The sequence below is a fragment of the Nocardia sp. NPDC004260 genome, from assembly GCF_053603155.1.
Map to the genome: position 1 here is coordinate 12,250 of NZ_JBSGEZ010000051.1, position 26,891 is coordinate 39,140.

Consider the following 26,891-nt stretch of genomic DNA (forward strand, 5'->3'; position numbering starts at 1 on the left):
CGGAAAACGGCACCGGAATGGGTACCGAGCGATCGACGGACGATCCGGTGCTTATGGGTTCACAAGTATCGTTCGCGGAGTTTGCCCTTGACCAGCTTCCCGGTGGGGGTCCTGGGCAGATCGTCGGCGAAGTCGAAACTACGCGGCACTTTGTAGTGCGCGATACGGTCGCGCAGATACTCGCGCAGCTCCGTGGCCAAGGCGGGGCCGGGCTCGGCGCCGGGGGCCGGTTGAACGACGGCCTTGACCGATTCACCCATCTCCTCGTCGGGCACGCCGATCACCGCCACGTCGAGCACCTTCGGGTGCAGGGCGAGGGCGTCCTCGACCTCCTGCGGGTAGATGTTCACCCCGCCGGAGATGATCATGAAAGCCTTGCGGTCGGTGAGGAACAGGTAGCCCTCCTCATCGACGTAGCCGATGTCGCCGGTGGTGGTCCAGGTCGGGTGGTTCGGGTGGACCGCGTCGGCGGTTTTCGCGGGGTCGTTGTGATAGGCGAAGGGGGCCTCGTCGCGTTCGAAGTAGATGGTGCCGATCTCGCCGGTGGGCAGCTCCGCCCCGTCGTCGCCGCACACCCGGATCGTTCCCAGCCCGGCCCTGCCCACTGAGCCGGGCTTGCGCAACCACTGTTCGCTGTCGATGAAGGTCGCGCCGTTTGCCTCGGTAGAGGCGTAGTACTCGTGCAGGATCGGGCCCCACCAGTCGATCATCGCCCGTTTCACGTCGACGGGGCACGGAGCGGCCGCGTGCACGGCGACCCGCAGGCTGGACACGTCGTAGCGGGCGCGGACGGCCTCGTCGAGCTTCAGCATCCGGACGAACATGGTCGGTACCCATTGGCTGTGGGTCACGCGGTAGCGCTCGATCGCCGCCAAAGCCTGTTCGGCGTCGAACTTCTCCATGATCACCAGCGTTCCGCCGAGCGCGTGGACCACGCCGCCGAAACGCAGCGGCGCGGCGTGATAGAGCGGGGCAGGGGAAAGATAGACGGTCTCGGTGCCCAATCCGTAGAGGGGGCCGAAGATCGCGGTGTAGGTGTCACCGGGCGCGTCACCGACCTGCCGGTCCGGCAGCGGCTGTTTGATGCCCTTGGGCCGTCCGGTGGTACCCGAGGAGTAGAGCATGTCCGCGCCGCGCGGCTGGTCCGGGAGTGGCTCGGGCGTCGCCGCGGCCTTCGCCTCCTGGTAGGACTTGTACCCCGCCACCTGGCCACCGAAGGCGAGGCGGATCTCGACCGCGGGGGTCTCCGGGACGATCTGCTCGGCGGCGTCGGCGAGACCGGCCGACACGATCAGTGCCCGGGCTTCGCAGTCGTTGACGATGTAGCTGATCTCGCTGAGCGACAGGTGCCGGTTGACCGCGGTGATGTAAAGCCCGGTTCGCAATGCCGCCCAGTAGACTTCGTAGACTTTCGGGTCGTTTCCGGATAAAAGCGCGATGTGATCGCCCTTGCGCAGCCCCGCGTCGTACAGGTGCCGGGCAAGCCGGACGGAGTTCTCCTCGAGTTCCCGATAGGTCAGCGTCTCACCGCTCTCGGCGATAACGACCGCTGGCTTTTCGGGGAATCGATCGAGGTGCGCACCTGGGTACATGCGGCTCCTTCATGTTGATTGATTTGGCGAGTGGATGGTCGCGGCGGTCAGTGATCCCGAGCGACTGTCCCGAAGGAATTTCGCATTGGAATCTCGGAAACAGCCCCTTCGGAAGGTCTGAACATCCGAGTCCGGTGCGCAATCCGAATCCAGCCGAAAATCATGCCGAGGCGGTAGCGACACTGCCGTCAGGTCGCCACCCTCGGTCATCTAGTAGATTGCTCAGCGCCGCGATTACGCGGTCGCCGCGGCGGGCGCCAGCGCGGCTTGCATCGCGACTCCATCTACATAGGAGTGCTTCTCCTTGACCGCGCCGTCCTCGACCAGAACATAGTCCGCAAGATCGACACGGACCCGATTGCCGGTTGTGGAGGTCCCGGTCAGCTCCCACTGCACGACCCAGAAGTCCTCCCCGACACGCAGCGAGACCAGGTGGAACGTCAGGTCGGGAACGAGGGCCAACAGCGCCGCCGCCGTCTCCCGGATAGCCGCCCTACCGCGCGCGGGTTCCTGACCCGAGTGCAGGTGGAACAAGGAGTCGTCGGTGTGGAGTTCGGCGATTCGGTCGGGGTCACGGTCCGCCCAGCACGCATGGTAGCGCTCGAACAGTTCGCGGGTGTCAGCAGTCATGGTGTGTAACTCCGATCTATTCATCCAGTAGTCGGTCGGTAGGAAATCTGGGCGTTCCACGGGCGCCGAGTGGTTCCGTCAAGCGCGGAACGCGGACGCGACGATGCCTGCTAGTCGCAGCCAGCTCGGCCGGCCGGCATAGTCGGTCAGCTTCCGGGAGATCTCGGCCCCGCTCTTGGCGGTGACGAACCAGGATGGCTTCGGCGACAACGCGAACTCCCCGCGGGCGATCGAGCGCGGGAACGGTCTGAACGGTCCGCTGAGTACGGCACGCTCGGTGCCATCGACCAAGTAAGCGTTGTGGACCACACCGATACCGCTCCCGATCGCATCGAGGGTGTGCCCCGGGTACGCGCCCCACGGCAGACCGGGAACCAGAAATCCCAAGGCGCTCCAGACGTTGATGCCGATGGTCCCGTACCGGAGATCCGCGATCGCCTCGTCGAAATCGGAACCCATCGCCGCGCGGTCGGCGGGCGCGACGATGACGCTCGCACCCAGAGTGCCGTCGAGCCGATCGTTCGCGAAAGCCACTGCGGCCCGCAGGAACTCGACGCCAACGCCGGGCCGGGCCGTGTGCCCGAGAACGGGGGCGAAGTACTCGGTGGTGAACAACTCCTGAGACGTGGACTCGTCGACCTCGATGAGTAGCCGCCCCGAATGGTTTTCGGCGGCTGGGTAGGAACGTTCGGCCAGCCCGATCTTGCGCTCACTACCGGGATACCACGGAGCGCGAGCCGGAAGCTCATCGAGAACCGCGCGGAGCGTGTCGAGGAATTCCGCACGCTGATCCCAGTCGCTGCTGAGAATCAGGGCCTGGCCTGCGATGCAGTTATGACCGCCGTTGTGCAGCCGCTGAGTCGCCACATGCTCGGCTTGGAAGCGAAGATCGGCCTTCGACCACCGACCCGGCACCACGATAATCGGTGACACACCGCCGAGTTCGCTGGTGATCTCCTTGTCCAGGAGCGGCGTGCCCGCGGCCCGCCGGGCCCGCCCGCCTGCCCCGACACCCCAGACGATCGCGTCGTGCGTGACCCCGCTGCCGGTGATGTGCACATGCGTGATGTCGGAGTGGTGAGCCAGGTAGCCGCCGACCGCGGCGCCGCCATTGACGATGCGCAGGGCCCCGACCTCGACGAGCGGCGCGAAGGCAGCCTGCAACACAGGCAGCAGCGCCGCGAAAGTCGGGTTGAGCTTGAGAATGCTCACTCGATTGTGGGCCACCAGTTCATACAGCACATCCAACGGTGCGATGGAACTGATGTTTCCGGCGCCGAGGACCAAACCCACTCCCGCGTTCTCCCCGACCTGTTTCGCGCCCAGCCCCGCCGCGGCGCGCACCTGCACGGCGGTAATGCCTGGCGGCATCCAGATCTCGGCCGAGAAGCCGTGCAGGAGCATCGACTCCCGGAGGTCGGCCGGCAGCACCTTCAGCGTTGTCCGGCCTCCCGGCGCCGTGCCGGTCGTGAGCCCGTCAACCGGCGACTTACCGGCGGCGACTGCGTCGAGTGTTCGGGCAATCGCGGCGACGTTCGCCAAGACAACGTATGGGCCGGACATCCATTCCTCGCCCTCGCACATCGCCGTCGGCATGTGTTTGGCGCGGACGGCAGCCTGCACCCAACGTTCAGCGTGAGCGCGGATCGAGACATGGGTGCGCGCAAACAGGTCGGCGCGGTCAGCCGTCCCGAGCCGCGACCACCGCTCTGCGCCGCACCGCAACTCGGCGATGGCGCAATCCAGTGCAGCGATCTCGGAATCATCCAAGACCTCGTCGGAGTGGGGCTGGTGCGGGGCTGTGGTCACGTCGTACTCCCTCGATGCGGATCAGGAGAAATTCAGTGTTGCCGGTCACCATTGGCCGTGACGACAGGCACAGGCATCCACTTCGACCGCCTTCGTTGTGCCTGTGCACAACGAAGGATCACCGTCGTCAGCAGTGACCGAGGAGCATCGTGGTCGGGTTCTCGAAAAGCGTTGGACCGCTCGTCCGAGTCCGGACAGGATGGCCGCTGACCATAGTTCATCGGGAGGGGCTCGCTGGTGGATGTGTTTCTGGAGACCGCTCGGCTGGTGCTGCGTCGGTTTGCTTACGCCGACGTCGACAACCTGGCCCGGTTGGACAGCGATCCCGCAGTAATGCGGTTCCTGACCCGTGAGCCCACACCGCGACACGAGATCGAGCACGTCGTGCTGCCCCAGATCCTGCGCGACTATCAGCTGGGTCCAGCGGGACGCTTCGCCGTCTTCGAGCAATCCACCGGAGTGTTCGTAGGGTGGCTGGCTCTGCAGCCACCGCCCGACGGCAGCGTCACAGACGTGGAACTGGGCTACCGGCTCGCCGCGGCGGCTTGGGGCCGGGGATACGCCACCGAGGCGGCGCGGGCGTTGATCCGGAAGGGATTCACCGACCTCGGCGTCGGGCGGGTATGGGCCCAGACCATGGCGGTCAACCTCACTTCTCGCCGCGTCATGGAGAAGGCCGGCCTCACCCATGTGCGGACCTTTCACCTGCACTTCGACGACCCGCTCCCCGGCACCGAACACGGCGAGGTCGAGTACGAACTACACCGAGCCGACTGGATGACGGCAGAGTCATTGGGAGACGCACCCTAGCGCCGGAGGTCCAGTCGAGGCCGACGCCTCGCCGACATCCGATATCACCCCGCAGTCCGATTCCATCTCATACCAGAGGGTTACGAGTAACGAGAATCCGGCCGATAGCTTCGGGGTATCGAAATCCGCGCCCCGCTCCGACATCGACCGGCCGACATCGTCGACGGAGGGAGGTGGCGTCTCCGGCTCAGCTCTCAGGAAGATCTATGACGACACCTGCCTTGGTCCCCGAGTCATCTCCACGGTCACCGCGGCGCGGCGCCGACGGTGACTACGCCCGTCTGTTGCGCCGGATCTCCGACGCGGGGCTGATGAACCGGCGTCCCGTCTACTACGCCGTCCGGCTCGGCCTCGTCGGGGTCGCGTTCGCAGCCTGCTGGGCAGCGTTCGTCCTCATCGGCGATTCGTGGTGGACGCTGCTGGTCGCGGGGTTCATGGCCGTGACGTTCGCTCAGATCGCGCTGGTCATGCACGATGTCGCACATCGCCAGGTTTTCCGTCTACGGCAGCCGACGGAGCTCGTGGGAAGAGTCGTCGGCAACGCAGGCATCGGTCTGGGCTACGGCTGGTGGCAGGACAAGCACACTCGGCATCACGCCAATCCGAACCACGAGGAACTCGACCCAGATGTCGCGCCCGACATTCTGGTCTGGTCACAGCGGCAAGCACGGTCCAGCCGCGGTCTGCCTCGTCTCATCGGGAGGGCGCAGGCGTTCCTGTTCTTCCCCCTCCTTTTGTTGGAGGGCCTGAACCTCCACGTGGCGGGCGTTCGAGCGCTGAGAAATCCATCGGTCAAACACCGCGGAGCGGAGGGCGCGCTGCTGTTCGTCCACTTCGCCACCTACCTCGCCGCACTGTTCGCGGTTCTGCCCGCCGACAAAGCGGTCGTGTTCCTCGCTGTCCACCAGGGCCTCTTCGGCCTGTACATGGGCTGCATCTTCGCCCCGAACCACAAGGGCATGCCGACCTTGACCGGCGACGACCGCCCCGATTACCTGCGTCGACAGGTGCTGACCTCCCGCAACGTACGGGGTGGCGCGTTGACCGACCTCGCCCTCGGCGGGCTCAACTATCAGATCGAGCATCATTTGTTCCCGAGTATGCCGACGCCGAACCTGCGTCATGCCCAGGTGATCGTCCGCGACTACTGCACCGAAATCGGCGTGCCGTACCACGAAACCGGGCTGATCTCCTCTTACCGCGAGGCGCTGAGACACTTGCACCATGTCGGCGCTCCTCTGCGCACCCCCGACCGACACCCGGGTACCGAAGTGTCACAACGGAATCGTTGAACACAAGCTGGGCGTCGCGCCGCCCCGGAAGCACCCGGCAGATGCTTTACACCGCCATCCGACGAAAGTCCCCAAGCCTGTTGGTCTGCCGATGGCTACGCTGACCAGTGCAGATCCGCGCGGTATGCGGCATGCGCGGACGTAGTCGGGCGGCGGCCTACCGAAGCGTCGTCCCTCTCGGCACGTTATGTGACGCCTACGGCTTGGCCGACAAAGTGATCGGCGGTCCGGCCGTGGCCCCGGAGTCCGGCACCCCGGTGTAGTCGGGCAGCTCGACGCCGTTGATCGCGCGCTCGACCAACTCGGAGAACCACTCCTCGGTGAAATCGGGGCTCGGCTCGGCGTCCGGCCCGGGGACGTCGCGGCTGCGGGCGTTCAACTGGGCGATCTCCTGGTTGGCCTCGACGAACGAGCGCATCCGCGCCTCGTAGCCGGCGAACCCGGCCTCCGGGTCCCACCCGGCGGCGGCCAGCTCTCCGGCCAGCAGGTAGGCGCCGACCAGGGCCAGCCCGGTGCCCTGACCGGACATCGGTGACGAGCTGAACGCGGCGTCCCCGAGCAGAGCCACCCGTCCGCTCGACCAGCGGTCCATCACCACCTGGGCGACCTGGTCGAGGTAGAAGTCCGGGGTGTCGTCCAGGTGCGCGAGGATGCGCGGGGTCAACCAGCCCATGCCGGCCATCCCCTCGCGCAGCAGGCGCTTCTGGGCCGCGACGTCGCGGTAGTCGACATCGAAGTCCCCCGAGGGGAAGGAGAACATGGCCATCGCCCGGGTGGCGTCCTGGATGGGCCGCAGCCCGGCGGAGCGCCCGGACTCCTGGTAGTCGATCAGCCAGCGGTCCAGCCCGAACTCGTTGGGCACGCTGTAGAAAGCCAGCACGTGCCCGAGGTGGCGGACGAACCGCTCACGCGGCCCGAAGACCATCGCTCGCAGCGCCGAGTGCAGCCCGTCCGCACCGACCACCAGCTCGAAGCGCCGACGGTCGCCGCCCGCGAAGGCCACGTCGACCCCGTCCGCGTCCTGGGTGAGCTCGGCGATCCGATCACCGAAGACGTACTCGACGCCGTCGCGGGTGTCGTCGTAGAGCACCTGGGACAGGTCCCCGCGCAGGATCTCGATCTCCGAGATGTACCCGTCGCCGCCATCGTCGTCCGCGCGATAGGTCTCCAGCACGTTCCCGTTCACGTCCACGGTGTACGCGCCGGCCGTCTCAGTGCAGGCCGCGCGCACCGCCGCGTCCAGCCCCATCCGCCGGATGACCTCCTTGGTCACCCCACGCGCGTCCACCGCCTGCCCGCCGGGACGCAGTTCGGGGGCCCGCTCCACCACGGTCACCTCGGCCCCTCGCCGGCGCAGCCAGTGGGCCAACGCGGGCCCCGCGATACTCGCCCCCGCCACCAATACCCTGGTACCGCTCACTGTGCCTCCCGCTCACCCGGCCGGATCACTGTCCGGATCGTTTGCTCTGACCCACCGCTGTCGGTGTATCCACAGGTATCGACGACGGATCCACAAGAAATTCATCGGTGCAGCCGAGATCGTGTCCACGCTCCACGCTGTCGCGTGCCGCCATCCGATGACCACGTCGATAGCTGTAGGCGCACACTCGTCTGCCCGATGCCGCACCGACCAGGCCGGGCCGGAGGCGTCCACGGCGGCAACCTCAGTCGACGCAGGGGATGTTGGATCCGATGCTGGTGGTGACGGGTTTACCGGAGTCGGGTGCCGCGTCGGCGGGTGTGGAGGTGGTGGCACCGGTGGACGAGGCCGTGCCGGTCGGTGGGGTGGAGCTCGTCGACGTGCCCGCACTCAATTCGTCGGGCATGGTGAAGTCGCTGCCGATCACGATCTTGATGTGGCCGGGGTCGATATTCTTGGACACGGCTGTCGGTAGCCCGCCGAGCAAGTTTGCGGCCTGGGTGGCGTCGGTGTCGGCGCCTGTGCCGTAATAGACGACCGAGCCGGAACCATCGGTGGAGGTGGCGTTGCCGATGTCTCCTTTGCCGAATCCCTTGTCGGCCAACGCTGTCGACACTTTGGCGGCCATACCTGCCGCTCCGCCCGCGTTGACGACGTCGACGGTACTGGTGGGTGTGGTCGTGAGTGCGGCGGGCGTGGCTGCCTGCACACCGAACGCCGTGCGCACCGTCTTTTTGATGGCGGCCGGATCGATGACGTTGACGTCTTGGCCGTCAATGGTCTGGTAGCCCTGCACCGGCAAGGTCTGAAATTCGATCGGAATCGAACCCGCCTTTCCCATGGTCTGCGCGAAGTCGAGCATGTTCCAGCCTTGGGAGAGCACCACATCGTTCTGTGCGGCGTTGATCAATTGCTGCAGTTTGCCGATGTTGGTGAGTGTGCCGGACTCCGCGAGTTGTTTGGCGACCGACGTGAGGAACGCCTGCTGGCGGTGGGTCCTGTCGAGATCGCCGTTGTCGAGTTCGTGACGTTGCCGGACGAACGACAACGCGTTGGCGGCATCGAGGTGCTGGGGTCCGGCCGGGAACACCGCACCGGAGTAGTACTCGTCGTCGACGGCGTGATTGAGACAGACATCGACGCCGCCGAGAATGGCGGCCAGGTCGTAGAAGCCGACGAGGGAGACCTCGGCGAACCGGTTGATCGGTACTCCCGTCAGTGCCTTCACGGTCTGCACGATGGATTCGCGGCCGGCCTCGCGGCCCTGGCGTTCCAGTTCGACCTTGTCTTTGACGCCCTGGTTGGCGAGCTTCTGCTCGACCGCCACCTTCTTCAGCCCGTAGGCTTCCTTGATCTTGGCGTGGTCGTAGCCGGGGATCCCGGTGACCGCGACGTAGTCGTCGCGCGGGATGGAGAAGGCGGTGATCCTCTTCAGATCCTTCGGAATGTGTACCAGGATCAGGGAATTGGCGTTGTAGCCGCCCTCGCTGCCGTCGCCGGCGTGCAACCGGTCCATGATGTCTTTGGGTAGGTCGTTGCCGTTACGGTCTTTGCGTGTGTCCAGCCCGATGAGCAGGATGTTCATGTCGCCGTCGAGCGCGGCGGCGTCTTCGGAACTGATAGCCCCGGACCGGGCGAACCCGTCATCGACGGCGCGCTCGGTGTAGTAGGCGAATCCGGTGCCCGATACAACGACCACCGAGGTAGCGGCAACGACCAGGCGAAGGGCAGTCCGTGCGACCCGGGCCTGCCACGACGACTGCGCGGTCCGATTGCGGCGGGTGGGCCGCACCGGCACATACCGGTCGGTGGGGCCCTCGGCAGGGTCGGTCGCCTCCTCGCGCCGATCACCACCGGAGCCCATCGGTCGCGCACCGGCACCGCGAGTCGCCGTTGCCGAGTTCTCCCGCCCCGCGTGCGAACCGTCCGCGGCTGATCCGCCGAGCTCGGCACGAGACTCACCTCGGCCTCCCGCCCGGTGTGAAGGCCGGGCGCTCGCGGCGCGGTCGGACACCTCGCGAACCCCTTCGACAGGCGTTTCCGGCCGAGCATGACGACCACCGGACCGGGGAACCACGACCGGAATCGGTTCCGTTTCGTCACTCATTCGCCGTCAAGCCTCACGTCACAGTGCCGCGCGGAAACCGCCGACAGCACTTCACCAGGTTGGAATATCCTGCCCCATGTCTGTGACGAATACACACCGAGCAAGCACCCGACCGGGTACGCGATAGCGAAATCCGTGGGCGCAGCATCACGTCACGCGCACCGATCTCGGTGATGATCGACGACAGGCCGCGCCGGTCCGCGTGCGCCGACAGTTCGAGGCGGTTCGATAGCCGCAATGCGGCGAGGTCCCAGTTAGCCCGGGTTGACGAGAGGTCGGGGCGCCACGCAGGATCGATCGCGAGATGGACGATTCATGCTGGTAGAGCTATTGGGTCCGGTGCGGGTGGCGGGCGCGGACGGGAGGAAGGCGTCGGTCGGGGGGCCGCGGGTGCGGGCATTGCTGGGGTTGCTGGCGCTCGAAGCCGGGCGAGTGGTGCCGGCGGCGCGGCTGGTGGACGGGGTGTGGGGGGAGAACCCGCCCGCGGGGGCCGGGAATGCGTTGCAGACTCTGGCGAGTCGGTTGCGCGCGGCGGCACCGGGCACGGTGCGGAATGACGGGGGCGGGTATGTGCTCGAGCTCACGCCCGAGGATGTCGACGCGCATCGGTTCGGGCGTGCGGTCGAGGCAGGGCGGGCATTGCTGGCGGCCGGTGAGGCCGAACGAGCCATCGCGTGCTTCGATGCCGCGCTCGCCTTGTGGCGCGGGGAGCCGTTGAGCGATGCGGGGGAATCGGAGGCATTACGGGTCGCGGCACTGCATCTGACCGAACAGCGGCTCGAGGCGGTCGAACTGCGAGCGGACGCCTTTCGAGCCTTGGGCCGAGGCGGCGAGGTATTGGGTGAGCTCCGCACGGAGGTAGCGGCACATCCGTTCCGGGAGACGCTGGCCGCACGACTGGTGCGGGCGCTCGCGGCTGTGGGACGAACCGCCGAGGCGATACAACAGTTCCAGCGAACCGAGACCCTGTTACTGGACGAACTCGGCACGACACCCGCCGAGGTCCTGCGCTCGGCCCTGGCCGAAATTCACACGAACGCACCCCGTAATCCCGCAGTCGACGAACCTGAGATCGCGACGGCGTCCGGATCGGGTCCAACGGGAGTTACGGAAGCAGCGCGAACCAGCGGCGCATCCGCACCGCTACTGCCCAGGCGGTTCACCAGCTTCGTCGGACGCGGACGCGACGTGGAAGGAGTGCGACGGGCGCTGCGCGAGGCCCGACTGGTGACACTGTCGGGCACCGGGGGCGTGGGGAAGACCCGGCTGGCCGCCGAGACGGTCGGGGCGCATGCCGAGGACTGGGCGGACGGCTTCGCTTTCGTCGAACTCGCCGCACTCGAGCGGGAGCGGCCCGACCGGCCGGCCGTGAACGCAGTCGGAGTGGCGATAGCGAACGCGCTCGCTCAGTTCGAGCGACCCGATGAACTGTCCACGGAATGGGCCGATGTACTGGAGCGGATGCTGTCCGGCCGCCGAATGCTGTTGGTGCTGGACAACTGCGAGCATGTCGTGGAGGCGACCGCGCGCCTGATTCACGATCTGTTGCAGCGGCTGCCCCTGCTGCGGGTGCTCACCACGAGCCGGGAGCCGATCGGCGTGGACGGCGAGCGAGTGTATCCGGTCCGGACCTTGGACCTGCCCGAAGCCGACTCGGATATCGCGGCGATCACCGCATCGCCCGCGGTCCGGCTGTTCATCGACCGCGCCACCGCGGCACTCCCGGATTTCGCGCTGTCCGAGATCAATTCCGCGGATATCCGCGCCATCGTGCGCAGCCTGGACGGCATGCCGCTGGCTATCGAACTCGCCGCCGCTCGCCTGCGGAGCCTGCCGCTACCGGACCTCAGCGCCCGACTCACCGATCGCTTCCGGCTGCTCACCAACAGTACTCGCCACGCGGTCCCGCGCCATCGCACCTTGCACGCGGCCGTCGCCTGGAGCTGGGGACTGCTCACCGATGCGGAAGCCGCGGCAGCCCGGCGTTTTTCGATTTTCGCCGGCGGCGCGACCTTGGACGCCGTTACTTCGGTGTGTGGTCCGGACGCCATCGACACGGTCACCTCACTGGTGACGAAGTCGTTGGTCGACTTCGATGGACAGCGCTATCGAATGGCGGAGACCATCCGAGCCTATGCGACAGCGGAATTGACCGCCGCCGGCGATGCGGACGAAGTCGCCCGCATCCATGCCGACTGCTTCTCGGAATTCGCTGACGCCGCCGCCCACGGATTACGCACTACCGCACAACCCGATTGGCTCGCGCGGCTGATCGCCGAACACGGCAATTGCGAGACCGCACTGCGGTGGGCGCTGGACGTCGGCGACGGCGAGCGCGCGGTTCGTTTGTACGCGAATCTCGTCTGGTATTGGCTGCTGCGCGGGTTGCATGGCGACATCTCCGAACGCCGCCGCGAGGTCCTCGCCCTGCTCGACGACACACCGCCGCCGGGGTGCACCGGCGCCTATCTGGCCTGCCGGTACGCCGAGGAGCTGCCGGCGTACTTCACCAACATCTGGTGGGGCCAGATCCGAGACGACACGGGACGATTCGAGCGGCTGACCCGCGCGGCCCTCACCGAGGATCGACCTCCGCACCCGATGTTCGTGCTCATACTGGCGCTGCGTGACCTACTCGGCGACGACGACAGCCTGTTGACCGCGTGCACCACCTCCGACGATCCGTGGCTACGCGGTAATGCGCTGATAGCAAAAGGTTTCGATGAACTGGGCGGCGACCATCCGGCCCGTGCCCTGCCCACTCTGGAGGCGGCGCTGACCTGCCTGAGCGCGCACGGCGACGCCCGGTCACACAGCCGCGCCCTGATCTCCCTGGCCAGCTACCGGACCCGGATGCTCGGACTGGACAGCGCCCGCCCGCTGATCGCGAGCGCGCTGGAACTGCTCAGCCCCGACCTGGGCGCCGGTGAGCGCATGGGCGTGCTGCTCTTCGCGGCGGAGATGCACCTGGTCGGCGGCGATACCGACGTCGCGGCAACCTATATCGACCAGGCCGAGGCCCTGATCACCCCGCACATCATCCCCGCACCTGGGCGCTTCTTGGCGGCGACGCAGGCGCACCTGGCGCACCTGCGCGGCGACAACGACCGCGCGATGGAACTGTACCGGTGGATGTCCGAGCATCCGCTCCCCGACGGCCCGCCACCCGCGGGACGCCACGATACCGTCCGCTTCGTGAACCTGGTCTTCGTGAGCACGGCGCACGCGGCGACCCTGGTCGCGGCGGGCCGGCCGGACGACGCGCTGCGAGAGCTGGCCATGCCCCGCGATCTGGCTGCCCAGACCTCGGCGGCGCTGCTGGCCGAGGTCGGCATCGGTTACGCCCTGGTTGCTCTGGCGAAGGACGCCCCGGAGCAGGCGGCCCGCATTCTCGGCGCGACCGACCGGATCAACCGGAGGGCCGGGGTGATCCGCATCGGCCCGTTCCGGCGGCGGGCGCTCGACCAAGCGGAAGCGGCGCTCGGGCCCGTGCGCCTGGGCGCGGAATTCCTCGCGGGCGCCCGGCTTCCGGACGAGGCGGTGCTCGAACTGCTGCGTACCGTTCGCTGACAACAGCTGTCAGCGAACGGTATGGGCGGCACTGGATGCTCGGGACACGTATCCCACCGATCCAGGAGTGCTCATGTCTGTTCCTTCGAATACGGAAACAGTTGTTTCCGTGCGTGGTTCCCGCCGGCTCGGCGAACGTCTCGGTACGGCTGGCGCCGTACTGGGAGCCGGGTTCATCATCTCCGTCGGCGGCGGTTATCTGCTCGCCCCGCAGCGAATGGCTCCGGGCTTCGGTTTCACCGACTGGCCGCGCGGCGAGGCGAACGGCTTCCTGAACGTCAAAGGCGTCCGCGATGTGGTCATCGGTCTGATCATGCTGGTCCTGGTCGCGGCCGGGCAGCGCCGCACCCTCGGCGCGACCCTGCTCACCATCGCCCTGATCCCGACCGGCGACATGCTCACCATCCTGGTGCGCCGCGGCTCCACCGCGACCGCCCTGAGCGTGCACGGTCTCACCGCCGGCCTGGTGGCCGCCGCGGGCGCGCTGCTGCTGCGCCGGGAAAATCGTTGAGCGCCCGATGAAGACACTGCTCAATACCGCTCACATCTACATGATCATCGGCCTGATCTCCGGGTTCTACTACCGCGAGATCACCAAGGTCGAACATTTCACCGGGCAATCGCAGCTCGGTGTCGTGCACACCCACGTGCTGGCGCTGGGCATGTTGTTCTTCCTCATCGTGCTGGCCTTGGAAAAGCAGTTCACGCTCAGCGCCCGGGGAAGCCTGTACGGCTGGTTCTTCTGGCTGTACAACAGCGGCCTGGCCATCACCGTCGGGGCCATGACGCTGCACGGCACCCTCACCGTGCTGGGCAAGAGCAGCGGTGAGGCGATCGCGCTCGGCGCGGGCGTTGGCCACATCCTGCTGGCCGTCGGGCTGATCCTCTTCTTCATCACCGTCGGCAAATCCATCGACGACAGTCGAACACCGCACAACGCAGCGGTATTCGCCGAACAGGAGGCATTGTGAACACCGGCAGCGCACTGTGGACGCGGGACGCGGTCTCGCTCGCGGCGCTGATCGCCGAGGGCGCGGTCACCGCGGCCCAGGTCGTCGAGTCGCATCTCGAGCGCATCGAGCAGGCCGATTCCGAGATCGGCGCGCTCACCACGGTATTCAGCGAGTCCGCGCGCGCCGAGGCGGCCGCGGCCGACCGCAGGGCGCCGACGGGGCCGTTGCACGGGGTCCCGGTCACCGTCAAGAACAACCTCGATGTCGCGGGCAGCCCGACCACCTGGGGCGTGGCGGCCTTCGGGCAGGCCGTCGCGGTAGCGGACGCACCCGCGGTGTCCGCGCTGCGGCGAGCCGGGGCGATCGTCATCGGGCGAACGAACATGCCGGACTTCGCCACTCGCTGGCACACCGACAACGACGAGGCGGGCCCGACGGTGAATCCGTGGAACCCGACTCGCAGTCCGGGCGGTTCCAGCGGCGGTGACGCCGCCGCGGTAGCTACCGGCATGACACCCCTGGGCCTGGGCACCGACTTCGGCGGTTCACTGCGCGTACCCGCCGCGTTCTGCGGAGTCGCCTCCCTGCGCACCACACCCGGCCGGGTGGCGGTGGCCTCGAGCCTGTCCGGGGCCGCACCCGCGCCGACGAATCAATTGTTCGCGGCACCGGGGCCGTTGGCGCGCACCGTGCGCGATCTGACGACTGCCTTCGAGGTACTCAGCGACAGCGCTGACCCGCGCGATCCCGGATGGATTCCAGTGCGGGACGCGACCGATACCGCCCTGCCCGCGGTCGCCGTCATGCTCGGTGACGATATCGATCCGCAGGTGCGGGCAGCGCTGCTCGGCTGCGCCGACGCCCTCGAACGCGCGGGGTATCCGGTAGCCGAACTGGATCCGCCGCAATTGGGCGAGGTGGCGGCGGACTACGGCCGATTGGTTTCCACCGAGGTGGTGGTCCAGCGCCGCGAAGCCATGCGGCGAGTCGGCAGCGCGGGACTGAACATTTTCGTGGACGCGGCGATCGACCTGTTCCCGCCGCTGGATCTGGCGGGCTACATGACCGCGCTGGGTGAGCGCCTCACTCGCCGCGCGGCCTGGTCCCGCTTCCTCGCGGAGCATCCGATCGTGCTCGGCCCGGTCTCGGACGAACTGCCGTGGCCGGTCGGCTACGACCTCGGCGGCACCGCACAAGTCGCGACCATGTACGCGGCGCATCGCCTCACGATCGCCGCCAACTACCTGGCCCTGCCCGCGGTCACGGTCCCAGCGGGCGTATCGGCCGAGGGTCTTCCCATCGGTGTCCAGTTGATCACCGCCCCATTCGCCGAGCGCCGCGCGCTGACGGCCGCCGCCCATATCGAAGCGGCCTATCCGATGCCCACACCCATCTCCCCGGCAACCGACCCGGCCACGCGGAACCAGGCGCCGTCCATCGGCTCGGGCACGACGCGGTGAATATTTCTGTAGCGAAGGGAATGTACATGTCACACAACACCTTGCGATCCGTCGTGCGCGGACAGGTACTGCTGCCGGGTGACGAAGCGTTCGATACGGCACGGACGCCGTGGAACCTCAATATCGACCAGCCGGTAGCGGCCGTCGTGCACGTCGAAGACGCGGAGGATATGGCCGCCGTGGTCGGCTACGCGCGCGACGCGGGCCTGTCGGTGACCGCTCAGCCCAACGGCCACGGCGCTTCCGGTGATACCGCCGGCGCCATCCTGGTGCGCACGCGCCGACTCGATCGGATCGAGGTGGATCCGGCCCGGCGACGTGCCCGCGTCGGCGCGGGGACCAACTGGGGCCAAGTGCAGGCGGCGGCCGCCCGGCACGGCTTGACCGGGCTGGCCGGAAGTTCCCCGGTGGTCAGCGTGGTCGGCTATACCCTCGGTGGCGGATTGTCCTGGTTCGGCCGTAAATACGGTTGGGCGGCCGATAGCGTCCGGGCCTTCGATATCGTCGATGCCGACGGTCGTCAGGCCAGGGTCACCGCGGAATCCGACCCGGAGCTGTTCTGGGCACTGTGCGGCGGCGGCGGGGATTTCGCACTGGTGACGGCAGTGGAGTTCGATCTGTTCGCGGCTCCGGCCTTGTTCGGTGGCCTGATCGCCTGGCCGGCCGCGCAGACCGAGGCGGTCCGTGCGGCCTTCCAAGACATCACCGATCACGCACCGGCCGAACTCACGGTCTGGCTCAATCGGCTGGAGCTGCCGCAGGCTCCGCCTGTGATCGCGATCGCCGCCGCCTACCTGGGCGAACCGGCGCGCGGACGGGACCTGCTGCGACGGCTGGACACGATCGACGGCATCCTCGCGGACACGCGCCGGGAATTGTCCCCTGCCGAGTTGGGCGCCATCGTCAACGAGCCCACCGCCCCAGGCCCCGGACTGCTGCGAACCGAACTGCTGACCGCACTGGACGAGACCGCCGCCGAGATTCTGCTGCACGCACCGATCGATCCGCTGATGGGCATCCAGCTCCGGCAGTTGGGAGGTGCGCTCGCCGAGCCCACCCGAGGCGCGGTTCCGCCGTTCGCGGAGCCCTACGCACTGTCTCTGCAGGCCACCGGCTCGGATCCCGACACCGTTGCCGCGGTACTCGCCACTCAGAAGCGCATCGTCGCCGATCTGGGCGCGCGAGTCAGCGGCCGCAAACCGTACACCGTCCTGTCCGCCGGCGAGAGTGTCGCAGAGGTTTTCGACACCGGCACCTTGGACCGACTGCGAAAGCTCAAGCAGGCCCGCGACCCACACGGCGTATTCCGCGCCAACTTCCCGGTTCTCCACTGAGCCTCCGGTTCCGAGCCGAGGTCAGGCACCTCCACAGCGCTGCCCCGCCAACGTGATCGGCGCGGCAGCGCTGTGCCTGCGACCAGCCATCGCAATCCTTACGAGGCCGAATCCCTGCGCAGACTACGGGTGGTACCATATATGGCATGGTGAAGACAACCGTGTACCTCCCCGACGAGCTGGAGGTCCGGCTCGACGCGGAGGCCGCGGCAACCGGGGTGAGCAAGGCGGAACTCATCCGCCGCGGCATTGCGATGCTGTTGGATGCGTCCGACCGGCCACGCAACGACGCACCGCTGCCCGTCTTCCACAGCGGGCGCTCGCGCAGCGCCGACGAGATGCGCGAGGACGTCTACCGGCAGATCAAGCAGCGATCGGCCCGTCGATGATCATCGTCGCCGACACCTCGGCGCTCTTCGCCGCATTCGACGCCGACCAAGATGAACACGAACAGACGCTGCGCGTGATGGAGCGCGAAACCCTGGTCATATCGCCGCTGGTGCTGACCGAGCTGGATCACCTGACCCGCCGCGACCTCGGCTTCACCGCGGCGATGAAGATCACCGACGCACTGCTGGGCCGAGCCATCGACGGCCGCTACCGGCTTGCCGAGTTGAAGCACGTCGACCTGTCTACAGCGCAATCGGTGCGAGCCAAATACGAAGGACTGCAACTAGACCTCGCCGACGCGGTCGGCGTCGCGCTCGCCGACAAATACAAGACCGACTGCATTTTCACCCTGGACCAGCGCGACTTCCGAGCCATCGAACCATTGACGCCCGGTTTCCGCTCGTTCCGGATCCTGCCCGCAGACGCGTAGCGATCTCGGCCCCCACGGTCACACTGCATAAGTCCCGCGAATGGCCGGGCGCTTCCCAAGTTTGCCGATATTCTGCGTGTCACGCCGAGAGCACCGCGGCACTGGGAGGACATCCGCTGAGGCCCGCGCCGCCCAGCTCGAACGTGGTCCCGGATTATCTCGCGATCGTCGACGGCCAGGCTCGGTCGTCGATTGTGAGCCAGGGTTCGGTGGCTGCGGCGGTGGGGGATACGCCGGTGAATTCGCGGATGTCGCGGTGGAGGTGGGATTGGTCGGCGTAGCCGGTGTCGGCTGCTACTCGGGAGGGGGAATGTCCTTGAACGAGGCGGTGGACCGCGTGGTCGAAGCGGACAAGTTTGGCGGCGCGTTTGGGGGTCAGGCCGATTTGCGTGCCGAAGCGTGACCACAGTCGTTGACGGCTCCAGCCCAGCTCGGCGGCGAGGTGCTCGACGCGGAAACGGCCGCGGCTGAGTTCGATCTGCCGCCATGCCCAGGCGACCTCAGGGTCGACGCGCTGGTCGCGCCGGGACCGCGCGGACAGCGCGGTATCGACCAGGGCGAACCGGTCGGGCCAGCTCGGTGTCTCGTGCAGGCGCTCGCGCAGCCACCCCGCCTCGCGACCCCAGATGTCATCCAAGCCGATGATGGTTCCGCCCAGCTCGGCGGGCGGGAAGCCGAGGATTGCCCGGGCGACAACCGGTTCCAGGCGAATCTGGACGCATTCGACGGCGTCGACGCGGACCGGAAGCGCGGTGCCGGCGAGGCCGAGCGTAAGACTGCCCGAATGGCTACGGCCCGTCGAGTCGCGGACCTCGAAGCCGCACTCGCCGAACTCGATGATCACCGTGACCGCCGGATGTGGAATGACACGCACCTGCTCCGGGCCGTCCCCGTGCACATGGAATCCGGCCATATCGACGCCGCGCAGGGCGGGTGGCCGCGCCGGTCGAGCGATGTCCCAAGGCACACGTCGATTGTATGAGCAGCCGCGCACGCTGACATTTCTTCAATACGCGACCCGCAGTCGTGCCCGAACGTCGTGGTGTCCCAACCAATCGAAGGAGCAACCGTGGACGAAACCACAGCCGCCGCGAGACCGAATCGGTGGTGGCATATCGGGCTGCTGATCGCCACCGCCCTGGTCGCCGTGCTCACCGGCTATTCGACCGGCACGGCGAACGCAGACACCGATGATTCGCACGAGCACATGGCGCACCTGCCGGGCGGAGACATCCACGTCGTCACCGACGGAACGCCAGGCGCTCGCGCGGTGGTGCTGCTGCACGGACTGGGCGCCTCGACCGCCTACTGGGATCCGGTGCTGCCCGCCTTGCGGGACCAGTACGTCGTGCGCATCGACCTGCTCGGCCACGGCAAGTCCGATAAGCCCGACAGCGGCTACAGCACGTCCGAACAGGCGAGCCGAGCCGGGGCCGTGCTCGATCAGCTGGGCGTGCGCCAGGCGATCGTCGTCGGGCATTCCTCCGGCGGCTACGTGGCCACTTCGCTGGCCGAACAGCGCCACGACCTCGTGTCGGCGATCATGCTGATCGACTCCGGTCCCCGCCTGGACGCCGTCACCGACAGCGGTCCGGTCGGCAATCTGCTATTCGTTCCTGCGATCGGCCAGCCGCTGTGGCCGCTGCTCCCGGATGTCGTGCTCCGGCAAGCCATGAGTTCCGCGTTCACCCGGGACGTGCGGATCCCCGACCAGTTCGTCACCGACCTGCGCGGGATGACCTACCGCAGTCTCACCGCGACCTCCACCGCGTCGGACGACTACCTGCGGGAACGAACCGAACCGGACCGGCTCACCGACCTCGGCGTTCCGGCCATGGTGCTCTACGGCTCTCAGGACAAGCGATGGCAGCCGGAGTCTTACGAGGACTACCGCCGCGTCCCGGGCATCCGGATCGAGAGCCTCGACTGTGGTCACACACCCATGGTCGAAGAGCCCGACGGCACCGGCGCCCTCATCCGTGACTTCGTCGGCAGGCACTGATCGTAGTTGTCGGCCACCTCGTCGTCGTTGACCAGCATGGTCGCGTGTCCGTCGGTCGCCTTGGCGCTACACGTTACGTACCGGACTCGCAGGAGAAGGGGGGGTGAAATAGGCGCGGCGGCACTTTCGAGCAGATTCCGTCATCCCCTCAGGTGGCACGAGTTCGGTTGCCGCGCAACGGCTACTGTCTTCGCTATGCGGTTGGTGGTCTTGGTCGGTGTGGTGCTGATGATGAGTGCGTGTGCTCACAGCACGCCCGGCAATCCACGACCGGCGGCGGGCCGCGCCCCGTCGACCAGCTCGACAGGACAGCCACCGCAGAACGGGTTGCAGGATCGGATCACCTGGGTGAAGCAAGGGTCGCCGGTCGATCTCGCGCCGTATCACTCCGCGGCAATCGAAGGGGGCCCGGTGACCGATTTGAAGGCCGACATCGCGTTCGTCAGCCCGACTCACAAGATCAGCTGCATCACCGGGACCGCGTACGATTTCGACGGGTTCGACTGCACGGTCGAACTGAAGGAGCCGGTGCCCGCGCCGGGCGAGGGCTACGGCCAATGGTTCGGCGGATACGTGACCTACGCGGGGCACCGGTTGACGGTGGGCCAATTCCGCGGCGATCCAGGGCTTTTCATCAACGGCCAGGGCCGGACCTTGCCGTACGACAGCACCATCACCTTCGGCGACTACACCTGTCGCCTCGCGACGACCGGCCTCACCTGCGTGAACCCCACCCAGGGCACGGGCGTGCAACTGAGCAGCGAGGGCGTCGTCCCGCTCGGCTGCCTGCGCGAACTCCCGCAGACGGAGCGCGAACCGGCCGTCGGCCGCGCTTATGCCTGCTGAGCACCCGCCGCTGCAGCAACCAACGCTATTCCGTGGCCTTCGGATGGCCGGTTCCGGCGTACGTTATCCAGGTGGTTCGATGATCGTCATCGATCAAGTACCAGACTCTGCCCCCACTGGTGACTTCGTACTGCCAGCGCTCGAGGGTGGCGCCCTTCCACACCGCCGATCCCATCGAACCTTTGAGACGATGCTGCCGCTCCGGGTTCGCCGATGCCCTCGGATTCGCTCGGATCGCGTCGAACGCCCGACGAAGGTTGGCAGCCGCGTGCTGCGCCAAATGCTCCCAACCGGTACAGGCTTCGGTAGTCGCGAAACGGACTTCGAATTCTTCGCCGACCGCAGGGGGCGCGACGCGATCGCCCCGCTTCGGACTCATCCGGCCGACTCTTCCGACTCCGGCACCGGGACCGGCCCGAGATCGCCTTCCGGCTCACGAGTCAGAATTGCCAAGAGCGCCGGGTCGGCATAGATCTCAGCTGTGTGCCGCCACTGTGCCAGCAGCGTGGCCAGTGGAGCGAGGTTCTCCAGGGCCGCCGCACCCCGCGCTACCGCGACCAATTCTTCGAGAAACTGATCGAGATCCCCTGCCGGGAGGAAGGTCACCCAAGGAACAGCGTCCGGCAGGACATCCCGCACGGCCTCCGCACCCAGCCGACGCACCAGACCCGCGAGCAGTCGCGCCGTGAAATCGACAACTATGCCCTCGGCATCCATCTGCGATACCCGCATGAGTGCCAGATCGTCGGCATCGCGCCGACGCAGCCGCAATGCGCGCACGTCGTCCAAGAGCTTCGCGGTCACCGCAGGCTTGTGCAGTAAGTCGCTGAAAGGGACGACGTCGTAGGCAGCGCTCATGACATCCACACTACCTCGGATGTCAGATCCGCTGGAATAGGAGCCCAGAAACGCGAACGGCGCCGCCCCTTTCGGAGCGGCGCCGTTCTCAGCGATTCAGCGAATCACTTGATGATCTTCGTGACGCGACCGGCGCCGACGGTGCGGCCACCCTCGCGGATCGCGAAGCGCAGACCCTCGTCCATGGCGACCGGCTGGATCAGCTTGACGGACATCTCGGTGTTGTCACCGGGCATGACCATCTCGGTGCCCTCGGGCAGGGTCACAACGCCCGTCACGTCAGTCGTACGGAAGTAGAACTGCGGACGGTAGTTGTTGAAGAACGGGGTGTGGCGGCCGCCCTCGTCCTTCGACAGGATGTACGCCTGGCCCTCGAACTCGGTGTGCGGGGTGGTGGTGCCCGGCTTCACGACGACCTGGCCGCGCTCCACGTCCTCACGCTTCAGACCACGAACCAGCAGACCGACGTTGTCGCCCGCCTGGCCCTGGTCCAGCAGCTTGCGGAACATCTCGACACCGGTGACGGTGGTCTTGGTGGTCTTCTCGCGGATGCCGACGATCTCGACTTCCTCGTTCACGTTGATCACGCCACGCTCGACACGACCGGTGACCACGGTGCCACGACCGGTGATGGTGAAGACGTCCTCGATCGGCATCAGGAACGGCTTGTCGGTCTCACGAACCGGGTCCGGGATCGACTCGTCGACCGCGGCCATCAGCTCCAGCACCGACTCCGCCCACTTCGGGTCGCCCTCGAGCGCCTTCAGACCGGAGACCCGCACGACCGGCGCGTCCTCGTCGAACTCCTGCGAAGCCAGCAGCTCGCGGACCTCCATCTCGACGAGCTCGAGGATCTCCTCGTCGTCGACCATGTCGGCCTTGTTCAGCGCGACCAGGATGTAGGGCACGCCGACCTGACGGGCGAGCAGCACGTGCTCACGGGTCTGCGGCATCGGGCCGTCGGTGGCGGCGACCACGAGGATGGCACCGTCCATCTGCGCCGCGCCGGTGATCATGTTCTTGATGTAGTCGGCGTGGCCCGGGGCGTCGACGTGCGCGTAGTGGCGCTTCTCGGTCTGGTACTCGACGTGGGAGATGTTGATCGTGATACCACGAGCCTTCTCCTCGGGCGCCTTGTCGATCTGATCGAACGCGAAGCTCTCGTTCAGATCCGGGTACTTGTCAGCCAGCACCTTCGTGATCGCTGCGGTCAGCGTGGTCTTGCCATGGTCGACGTGACCGATGGTGCCGATGTTGACGTGCGGCTTCGTCCGCTCGAACTTCGCCTTCGCCACTTCTTTGTCCTCCTGGACTTGTTGGTGCGTGCAATTGCAGCAGTGCGGGGTCATCCCCGCGGACAACGGGGAAAGGGTTTACAAACGCCCGGGAGCCATTACTCGCCGGTCGCCTTGGCGATGATCTCCTTCGACACGTTGGCCGGAACCTCCGCGTACGAGTCGAACACCATGGAGTAGTTCGCCCGGCCCTGGGTCTTCGACCGCAGGTCACCGATGTAACCGAACATCTCCGAGAGCGGAACCAGCGCCTTGACGACACGGGCACCACTGCGTTCCTCCATGGCCTGGATCTGACCACGGCGGGAGTTCAGGTCGCCGATCACGTCGCCCATGTAGTCCTCGGGCGTCGTGACCTCGACCGCCATCATCGGCTCGAGGATCACCGGACCGGCCTTGCGAGCCGCTTCCTTGAGCGCTTGCGCGCCCGCGATCTTGAACGCCATTTCCGACGAGTCGACGTCGTGGTAGGCGCCGTCGAGCAGCGTGACCTTCAGGTTCACCAGCGGGTAGCCGGCGAGCACACCGTACTGCATGGCGTCCTGAGCACCGGCATCCACCGAAGGGATGTACTCCTTCGGCACGCGGCCACCGGTGACCTTGTTCTCGAACTCGTAGTGCGCGCCGTCCTCGCCGACGAACGGCGCAAGCGCGATGATCACCTTCGCGAACTGGCCGGAACCACCGGTCTGCTTCTTGTGCGTGAACTCGAGCTTCTCGACCGGCTTGGTGATCGTCTCGCGGTAGGCCACCTGCGGCTTACCGACGTTCGCCTCGACCTTGAACTCGCGCTTCATGCGGTCGACCAGGATGTCGAGGTGCAGCTCGCCCATACCGCCGATGACGGTCTGGCCGGTCTCCTGGTCGAGCTTGACCGAGAAGGTCGGGTCCTCTTCGGAGAGACGCTGGATCGCGGTGCCCAGCTTCTCCTGGTCGGACTTGGTCTTCGGCTCGATGGAGACCTCGATGACCGGGTCCGGGAAGGTCATGGACTCGAGCACGATCTGGTTCTGCGGATCGCACAGGGTGTCACCGGTGGTGGTGTCCTTGAGGCCGATGACCGCGTAGATGTGACCTGCCGAGGCCGCGCCGACCGGGTTCTCCTTGTTGGAGTGCATCTGGAACAGCTTGCCCAGACGCTCCTTCTTGCCCTTGGTCGAGTTGATGACCTGGGCGCCGGAGTCGACCTTGCCGGAGTACACGCGGACGTAGGTCAGCTTGCCGAAGAACGGGTGCACCGCGATCTTGAACGCCAGCGCCGCGAACGGCTCGTCGGCGCTCGGCTTGCGGGTCAGCAGTTCGTCTTCCTTGCCGGGCACGTGGCCGGTGGTGGCCTCAACGTCCAGCGGCGAGGGCAGGTAGTCGATGACCGCGTCGAGCATGGGCTGGACGCCCTTGTTCTTGAACGCGGACCCACACAGTACGGGGTACAGCTCGGAGTTGACCGTCATCTTGCGGATGGCGCCCTTGATCTCCTCGATCGTGAGCTCCTCGCCGCCGAAGAACTTCTCCAGCAGCGCCTCGTCGGACTCGGCCACCGTCTCCAGCAGGATCTGGCGGTACTCCTCGGCCTGCTCCTTCAGATCGTCGGGGATCTCGACGACCTCGTACTGCTCGCCGAGCTTCGTCTCGCCCCGCCAGACCTTGGCGTTGTTCTCGACCAAGTCGACGATGCCCTCGAAGGTATCCTCCGCACCGATCGGCAGCTGCAGAACCAGCGGCTTGGCGCCCAGGCGTTCGACGATGGTCTTCACGGTGAAGTAGAAGTCCGCACCGAGCTTGTCCATTTTGTTGACGAAGCAGATCCGCGGCACGTCGTACTTGTCCGCCTGACGCCACACCTGCTCGGACTGCGGCTCGACGCCTTCCTTGCCGTCGAACACCGCGACGGCGCCGTCGAGCACGCGCAGCGACCGCTCCACCTCCACGGTGAAGTCGACGTGCCCGGGGGTGTCGATGATGTTGATCTGGTTGTCTTTCCAGAAGCACGTGGTAGCCGCGGAGGTGATGGTGATACCACGCTCCTGCTCCTGCTCCATCCAGTCCATCGTGGCAGCGCCGTCGTGGACCTCACCGATCTTGTAGGTGATGCCGGTGTAGAAGAGGATGCGTTCAGTTGTGGTCGTCTTGCCCGCATCGATGTGGGCCATGATGCCGATGTTGCGGACCTTGTTCAGGTCGGTGAGCACGTCCTGTGCCACGGAAATCTTCCCCGCTCGTAGCTAGTTGGGATTATCGGGGACGACCCTGTGGTCGCCTCTATGTCAACGCCGGAAGCGGCCGGTGAGTGCCGCCTCCGGCTGTGCCTCCCGACCCAGACGACGGGCCGGGCAGACGTCACCAGCGGTAGTGCGCGAAGGCCCGGTTGGACTCGGCCATCTTGTGGGTGTCCTCGCGGCGCTTGACCGAGGCGCCGAGGCCGTTGCTGGCGTCGAGCAGTTCGTTGGCCAGACGCTCGACCATGGTCTTCTCCCGGCGCGCACGCGAGAAGTTGACCAGCCAGCGCAGGGCCAGAGTGTTGGCGCGGCCCGGACGGACCTCGACCGGGACCTGGTAGGTGGCGCCACCGACGCGGCGGGGCTTCACCTCCAGCGACGGCTTCACGTTGTCCAGCGCGCGCTTGAGGGTGACGACCGGGTCGGTGCCGGTCTTCTCGCGCGCCTGCTCCAGCGCACCGTAGACGATGCGCTCGGCGGTGGACTTCTTGCCGTCCAGCAGGATCTTGTTGACCAGCTGAGTGACCAGCGGCGAACCGTAGACCGGGTCGTTGATCAGCGGACGCTTGGGTGCGGGGCCCTTGCGTGGCATATCAGCTCTTCTCCTTCTTGGCGCCGTAGCGGCTGCGGGCCTGCTTGCGGTTCTTCACACCCTGGGTGTCGAGCGAGCCGCGAATGATCTTGTAACGAACACCGGGGAGGTCCTTCACACGACCGCCGCGCACGAGCACCATGGAGTGCTCCTGCAGGTTGTGCCCCTCGCCCGGGATGTAGGCCGTGACCTCGACCGAGCTGGTCAGGCGAACACGCGCGACCTTGCGCAGCGCGGAGTTCGGCTTCTTCGGGGTCGTGGTGTACACGCGGGTGCACACGCCACGACGCTGCGGGCTCCCCTTCAGGGCCGCGGTCTTCGTCTTGGCGACCTTGTCGCGGCGACCCTTGCGGACCAGCTGGTTGATGGTTGGCATAGACCGGCTTTCCTTATTAGTTAACGCGGTGTGTGGACTTGGTGTCTGTTTTAAGTTCGCGGCGTTCCCGGGGCCCTTCGTGGAGACAAGCTTCCACTTCGAGGCCCGTCGTTCACGCCGCTGTCATCGAGCTTTCACTCGCACGTCCGGCCACGTTTCTCGCGTCCCGAGGTCGGGCGTGTCGCGCGCGGCGCGGAGCCCTTATTCCGGGCACGCTGGATTCGTCGGCCGCTCTCGCTGGCCTACGGTCACGCACGAACTTGCCCGCATGCTTCCGGGCACAGCGGTCCACGATACCCGCGGCCGGGACACAGGGTCAAAGTGGGTCGGTTCGAAGATCGTCTACCTGGCCAGGTTCAAGGTCATTTCCATCAGCTTCTTGGCCGCGTCGCACGGGTCGGGATGCGCCGAGCCGGGCCGGTAGTTGATCCACCAGCCGATCACGCCGTTGTCCGGCGCACTCGCCGTAACGCCGCAGGAATCGGGGTCCTTCGGCCTGCGGATCTGCAATGCCAGCGAACTCTGGATGGTGATGTTGGTGGTCTCGTAGCCGAGTTTGTTGTTCGTCTGCTTCTCGTTGCTGAGCGTCCCGTTCTCGTACCAGTTGAGCGTGGCCATCCCGTTGCCGCCGGGCGCGCCGACCAGATCCCACATGCACACCGCGCCGAAGAACGACTCGCTGACCGTGACGCCCTCACCGACGGCCTTGCCGATCTGATCCTGGGACAGGATCATGCATTCGCGCAGCAACTTGTCCAGCTTGGCGTTGACCGGCTGGCTTCCGCCGACCGGCTGCGCGGTTCCAGGGACCACCTGACCGCACCCGCCCACGGGCAACGCCAAGGCCGCGGAGACGGCGGCAGCAGCAGCGCGCCTGTACAGGGCTCGACCGACGTTCACACTCCACCT

At 66.8% G+C, this 26,891-nt stretch carries 23 protein-coding genes; 11 read left to right on the plus strand and 12 right to left on the minus strand.

The annotated features are described in order from the left end of the window. Window positions 1-59 precede the first annotated feature (59 nt). The 3 genes from ACWEO7_RS26100 to ACWEO7_RS26110 all read right to left on the minus strand — a co-directional run bounded on the left by ACWEO7_RS26100 (window position 60) and on the right by ACWEO7_RS26110 (window position 4,031). On the minus strand, window positions 60-1,592 hold the full coding sequence (locus ACWEO7_RS26100; protein ID WP_452426949.1) for an acyl-CoA synthetase: 1,533 nt from the start codon (window positions 1,590-1,592) through the stop codon (window positions 60-62). 234 nt (window positions 1,593-1,826) lie between these two features. Further along, window positions 1,827-2,222: a nuclear transport factor 2 family protein gene (locus ACWEO7_RS26105; protein ID WP_452426950.1), complete on the minus strand. Its 396-nt coding sequence runs from the start codon at window positions 2,220-2,222 to the stop codon at window positions 1,827-1,829. 78 nt (window positions 2,223-2,300) lie between these two features. Beyond that, window positions 2,301-4,031, minus strand: a complete 1,731-nt coding sequence (locus ACWEO7_RS26110) for an aldehyde dehydrogenase family protein (protein WP_452426952.1) — start codon at window positions 4,029-4,031, stop codon at window positions 2,301-2,303. A 237-nt stretch (window positions 4,032-4,268) separates the two neighbouring features. Here ACWEO7_RS26110 and ACWEO7_RS26115 point away from each other — a divergent pair, with 237 nt between their 5' ends. Together ACWEO7_RS26115 and ACWEO7_RS26120 are read left to right on the plus strand one after the other, a co-directional pair. Next, window positions 4,269-4,841 carry a GNAT family N-acetyltransferase gene (locus tag ACWEO7_RS26115; RefSeq protein WP_452426954.1) on the plus strand — a complete coding sequence of 191 codons (573 nt, stop codon included), beginning with the start codon at window positions 4,269-4,271 and terminating at the stop codon, window positions 4,839-4,841. A gap of 206 nt (window positions 4,842-5,047) precedes the next feature. Continuing rightward, on the plus strand, window positions 5,048-6,133 hold the full coding sequence (locus tag ACWEO7_RS26120; protein WP_452426955.1) for a fatty acid desaturase family protein: 1,086 nt from the start codon (window positions 5,048-5,050) through the stop codon (window positions 6,131-6,133). A gap of 196 nt (window positions 6,134-6,329) precedes the next feature. Here ACWEO7_RS26120 and ACWEO7_RS26125 read toward each other — a convergent pair whose 3' ends face one another. After that, the gene (locus ACWEO7_RS26125) at window positions 6,330-7,553 is read right to left on the minus strand and encodes an FAD-dependent monooxygenase (RefSeq protein ID WP_452426957.1); all 1,224 of its coding nucleotides are present in this window, start codon (window positions 7,551-7,553) and stop codon (window positions 6,330-6,332) included. Between the two features lie 244 nt (window positions 7,554-7,797). Beyond that, entirely contained in the window at window positions 7,798-9,417 is a 1,620-nt protein-coding gene (locus tag ACWEO7_RS26130; protein ID WP_452426958.1) for an LCP family protein, read from the minus strand. Between the two features lie 558 nt (window positions 9,418-9,975). Here ACWEO7_RS26130 and ACWEO7_RS26135 point away from each other — a divergent pair. From ACWEO7_RS26135 to ACWEO7_RS26165, 7 genes are all read left to right on the plus strand, one after another. Next, complete coding sequence (locus ACWEO7_RS26135; RefSeq protein ID WP_452426960.1) at window positions 9,976-13,230, plus strand: AfsR/SARP family transcriptional regulator; 3,255 nt, start codon at window positions 9,976-9,978, stop codon at window positions 13,228-13,230. Between the two features lie 109 nt (window positions 13,231-13,339). Continuing rightward, window positions 13,340-13,741: a DUF4267 domain-containing protein gene (locus ACWEO7_RS26140; protein WP_452426962.1), complete on the plus strand. Its 402-nt coding sequence runs from the start codon at window positions 13,340-13,342 to the stop codon at window positions 13,739-13,741. A 7-nt stretch (window positions 13,742-13,748) separates the two neighbouring features. After that, on the plus strand, window positions 13,749-14,201 hold the full coding sequence (locus tag ACWEO7_RS26145) for a DUF2871 domain-containing protein (protein ID WP_452426964.1): 453 nt from the start codon (window positions 13,749-13,751) through the stop codon (window positions 14,199-14,201). Further along, the gene (locus ACWEO7_RS26150; protein WP_452426966.1) at window positions 14,198-15,643 is read left to right on the plus strand and encodes an amidase; all 1,446 of its coding nucleotides are present in this window, start codon (window positions 14,198-14,200) and stop codon (window positions 15,641-15,643) included. Before ACWEO7_RS26145 ends, ACWEO7_RS26150 begins: the two co-directional genes overlap by 4 nt. Window positions 15,644-15,669: 26 nt before the next feature. Further along, window positions 15,670-16,977 carry an FAD-binding oxidoreductase gene (locus ACWEO7_RS26155; protein WP_452426968.1) on the plus strand — a complete coding sequence of 436 codons (1,308 nt, stop codon included), beginning with the start codon at window positions 15,670-15,672 and terminating at the stop codon, window positions 16,975-16,977. Between the two features lie 146 nt (window positions 16,978-17,123). Beyond that, window positions 17,124-17,366 carry a ribbon-helix-helix protein, CopG family gene (locus ACWEO7_RS26160; RefSeq protein WP_452426970.1) on the plus strand — a complete coding sequence of 81 codons (243 nt, stop codon included), beginning with the start codon at window positions 17,124-17,126 and terminating at the stop codon, window positions 17,364-17,366. Then, window positions 17,363-17,797 (plus strand): type II toxin-antitoxin system VapC family toxin, encoded by a 435-nt coding sequence (locus tag ACWEO7_RS26165; protein ID WP_364434772.1) that lies wholly within the window; start codon window positions 17,363-17,365, stop codon window positions 17,795-17,797. Before ACWEO7_RS26160 ends, ACWEO7_RS26165 begins: the two co-directional genes overlap by 4 nt. Before the next feature lie 154 nt (window positions 17,798-17,951). On the opposite strand, the gene ACWEO7_RS26170 is transcribed toward ACWEO7_RS26165, so the two are convergent. Next, window positions 17,952-18,764: a helix-turn-helix domain-containing protein gene (locus ACWEO7_RS26170; protein WP_452426972.1), complete on the minus strand. Its 813-nt coding sequence runs from the start codon at window positions 18,762-18,764 to the stop codon at window positions 17,952-17,954. Between the two features lie 102 nt (window positions 18,765-18,866). Between ACWEO7_RS26170 and ACWEO7_RS26175 the strand changes: the two genes are divergently transcribed. Both ACWEO7_RS26175 and ACWEO7_RS26180 read left to right on the plus strand, forming a co-directional pair. After that, window positions 18,867-19,799 (plus strand): alpha/beta fold hydrolase, encoded by a 933-nt coding sequence (locus ACWEO7_RS26175; protein WP_452426974.1) that lies wholly within the window; start codon window positions 18,867-18,869, stop codon window positions 19,797-19,799. A 195-nt stretch (window positions 19,800-19,994) separates the two neighbouring features. Continuing rightward, window positions 19,995-20,645: a hypothetical protein gene (locus tag ACWEO7_RS26180; protein WP_452426976.1), complete on the plus strand. Its 651-nt coding sequence runs from the start codon at window positions 19,995-19,997 to the stop codon at window positions 20,643-20,645. Window positions 20,646-21,020: 375 nt separating this feature from the next. On the opposite strand, the gene ACWEO7_RS26185 is transcribed toward ACWEO7_RS26180, so the two are convergent. From ACWEO7_RS26185 to ACWEO7_RS26210, 6 genes are all read right to left on the minus strand, one after another. After that, window positions 21,021-21,503, minus strand: a complete 483-nt coding sequence (locus tag ACWEO7_RS26185; RefSeq protein ID WP_355080015.1) for a hypothetical protein — start codon at window positions 21,501-21,503, stop codon at window positions 21,021-21,023. 104 nt (window positions 21,504-21,607) lie between these two features. Continuing rightward, complete coding sequence (gene tuf, locus ACWEO7_RS26190; RefSeq protein WP_067809956.1) at window positions 21,608-22,798, minus strand: elongation factor Tu; 1,191 nt, start codon at window positions 22,796-22,798, stop codon at window positions 21,608-21,610. Window positions 22,799-22,896: 98 nt separating this feature from the next. Beyond that, window positions 22,897-24,999 (minus strand): elongation factor G, encoded by a 2,103-nt coding sequence (gene fusA / locus ACWEO7_RS26195; RefSeq protein WP_452426978.1) that lies wholly within the window; start codon window positions 24,997-24,999, stop codon window positions 22,897-22,899. Window positions 25,000-25,135: 136 nt separating this feature from the next. After that, window positions 25,136-25,606, minus strand: a complete 471-nt coding sequence (gene rpsG, locus ACWEO7_RS26200; protein WP_014353063.1) for a 30S ribosomal protein S7 — start codon at window positions 25,604-25,606, stop codon at window positions 25,136-25,138. A 1-nt stretch (window position 25,607) separates the two neighbouring features. Then, window positions 25,608-25,982 (minus strand): 30S ribosomal protein S12, encoded by a 375-nt coding sequence (rpsL, locus tag ACWEO7_RS26205; protein ID WP_039801925.1) that lies wholly within the window; start codon window positions 25,980-25,982, stop codon window positions 25,608-25,610. Between the two features lie 342 nt (window positions 25,983-26,324). Next, complete coding sequence (locus ACWEO7_RS26210; RefSeq protein WP_452426980.1) at window positions 26,325-26,882, minus strand: DUF3558 domain-containing protein; 558 nt, start codon at window positions 26,880-26,882, stop codon at window positions 26,325-26,327. Window positions 26,883-26,891 lie beyond the last annotated feature (9 nt).

What these genes read in the sequence shown, in the direction of transcription:
- ACWEO7_RS26100 (WP_452426949.1), bottom strand. Translation starts at nt 1,592, where the DNA reads ATGTACCCAGGTGCGCACCTCGATCGATTCCCCGAAAAGCCAGCGGTC.
- ACWEO7_RS26105 (WP_452426950.1), bottom strand. Translation starts at nt 2,222, where the DNA reads ATGACTGCTGACACCCGCGAACTGTTCGAGCGCTACCATGCGTGCTGG.
- ACWEO7_RS26120 (WP_452426955.1), top strand. Translation starts at nt 5,048, where the DNA reads ATGACGACACCTGCCTTGGTCCCCGAGTCATCTCCACGGTCACCGCGG.
- ACWEO7_RS26130 (WP_452426958.1), bottom strand. Translation starts at nt 9,417, where the DNA reads ATGGGCTCCGGTGGTGATCGGCGCGAGGAGGCGACCGACCCTGCCGAG.
- ACWEO7_RS26135 (WP_452426960.1), top strand. Translation starts at nt 9,976, where the DNA reads ATGCTGGTAGAGCTATTGGGTCCGGTGCGGGTGGCGGGCGCGGACGGG.
- ACWEO7_RS26145 (WP_452426964.1), top strand. Translation starts at nt 13,749, where the DNA reads ATGAAGACACTGCTCAATACCGCTCACATCTACATGATCATCGGCCTG.
- ACWEO7_RS26155 (WP_452426968.1), top strand. Translation starts at nt 15,670, where the DNA reads ATGTCACACAACACCTTGCGATCCGTCGTGCGCGGACAGGTACTGCTG.
- ACWEO7_RS26160 (WP_452426970.1), top strand. Translation starts at nt 17,124, where the DNA reads ATGGTGAAGACAACCGTGTACCTCCCCGACGAGCTGGAGGTCCGGCTC.
- ACWEO7_RS26165 (WP_364434772.1), top strand. Translation starts at nt 17,363, where the DNA reads ATGATCATCGTCGCCGACACCTCGGCGCTCTTCGCCGCATTCGACGCC.
- ACWEO7_RS26180 (WP_452426976.1), top strand. Translation starts at nt 19,995, where the DNA reads ATGCGGTTGGTGGTCTTGGTCGGTGTGGTGCTGATGATGAGTGCGTGT.
- ACWEO7_RS26185 (WP_355080015.1), bottom strand. Translation starts at nt 21,503, where the DNA reads ATGAGCGCTGCCTACGACGTCGTCCCTTTCAGCGACTTACTGCACAAG.
- rpsG (WP_014353063.1), bottom strand. Translation starts at nt 25,606, where the DNA reads ATGCCACGCAAGGGCCCCGCACCCAAGCGTCCGCTGATCAACGACCCG.
- rpsL (WP_039801925.1), bottom strand. Translation starts at nt 25,982, where the DNA reads ATGCCAACCATCAACCAGCTGGTCCGCAAGGGTCGCCGCGACAAGGTC.